Source organism: Vibrio sp. Vb1755 (assembly GCF_033338635.1).
Taxonomy (GTDB): domain Bacteria; phylum Pseudomonadota; class Gammaproteobacteria; order Enterobacterales; family Vibrionaceae; genus Vibrio; species Vibrio alginolyticus.
In genome coordinates this window covers 1-1,329 of sequence record NZ_JAWOTA010000179.1, presented here as the reverse complement: position 1 = coordinate 1,329, position 1,329 = coordinate 1, and the positions used below count along the sequence as shown (strand labels likewise).

At 39.4% G+C, this 1,329-nt stretch carries 1 protein-coding gene and 1 pseudogene; both read right to left on the bottom strand.

The genetic code is table 11. The features are described from left to right. Positions 1-152 (bottom strand): annotated as a pseudogene (locus R7E00_RS23685) (peptidase); the annotation flags it as partial. A gap of 231 nt (positions 153-383) precedes the next feature. Then, a complete protein-coding gene (locus tag R7E00_RS23680; protein ID WP_021448557.1) occupies positions 384-1,049 on the bottom strand; it encodes a hypothetical protein in 666 nt (221 codons plus the stop codon). Positions 1,050-1,329 lie beyond the last annotated feature (280 nt).

Below are 1,329 nucleotides of genomic sequence, written 5' to 3'. Positions count from 1 at the left end.
AGAGTCGTTGATTCACCCTTTTGAACTACTTTTGATAGTGCAGTAACGATGGTGTCGTTGTCGTAAAGATCAAACGTAAGATCAATATCAGTAATTGTGTGGGATGGCGCTTGATAATCTTTACGATATTTCGCCTGGGGAGCTTGAGACATGTCCATAAATCCTTGTATGTCGAACTACAAAAATACCAGTTTACAGGTCTCAAACCCTTTAACTGGTATCACGATATAAGCTATTTGTATGGGTTGTGGTATCAGAATACAAGTCTTTCTATAAAAAAACGGAGCTTTTTGATGGTTAGCTCCGCTTTCTGATTAACATTTACTCAACATTGCAAGTTTGCCGCATGAATACTCATTTATAGAATCAACAATATGAATGACTCATTGTGTGACTCGGTTGAGTACGGCATACATATCACCACTACTATCTTGGATGGTGAGTTCATTTTCTTTAAGTTTGTACGTTGTGCCCTGCTCGCCGTTTTCATACAAAAGAACTAAATACTCGTCTTCAGTGTAAAACACGCCTTGTTTAACGGACTCTTCACCTGCTTCGTTTGAGACACGGAACAAGAACACGAAGTCAGGCTGCAAAATCAGATCCATGTGGTTAATGTTATTTGCCATCAATCCATCGCCAGAGACATGAGAGCTTGACCAAATACCGGCTAGAGCGTTCGATAACCCTTTAGTAAAAGTGACACCGTTTAAATCCAAGGTATTGTGATTGTTTCGGTAAGCGTAAATTTGGGGCTCATCGGTATTCAATCCAAGAACAATTGTGTCTTCATTGGCGTTATACATTCCTTCCCAATGATCGACAGAATAATCTTTTTTCTGAATATCTATGGAGAATGTGTAATCAGAGCCTAAAGAAAGTTTGATCGCTCGGAAGTTTTCAGCCGATTCGTCGGGCCTCGGATTCATTAAATACCAATCCCCAATCAGAAACGGCGTATCAAAGTGACTAAGATCGTCTTCCTTTGTGTTTTCTCCAGCGAACACGCTTAAGCAGCAAAAGCTAAGCAAAATAAAGAACCATTTCATATCGGCATCCTTATCGTTTTCTTTTAGCTTAGGCATTGGTGCTCTATTTCGCGAAATATTTGATCTATATCACGTAAATTATTGCAGTAAAATAAGCGCACAACCGACTTTATGCCGTCAACTTTGCAGGTTAAAAGGCATAAAAAAAGAGCGAACCCTTAGGACTCGCCCTTTTTGTACTGAATTGCCAGTGCTTATGACTGTTTTGGTGCTTTAAGCATATCAACCATAATCGCAACAGATTCATCTAAATAAACATCAGGTGCTTCGTAGTCTTTAG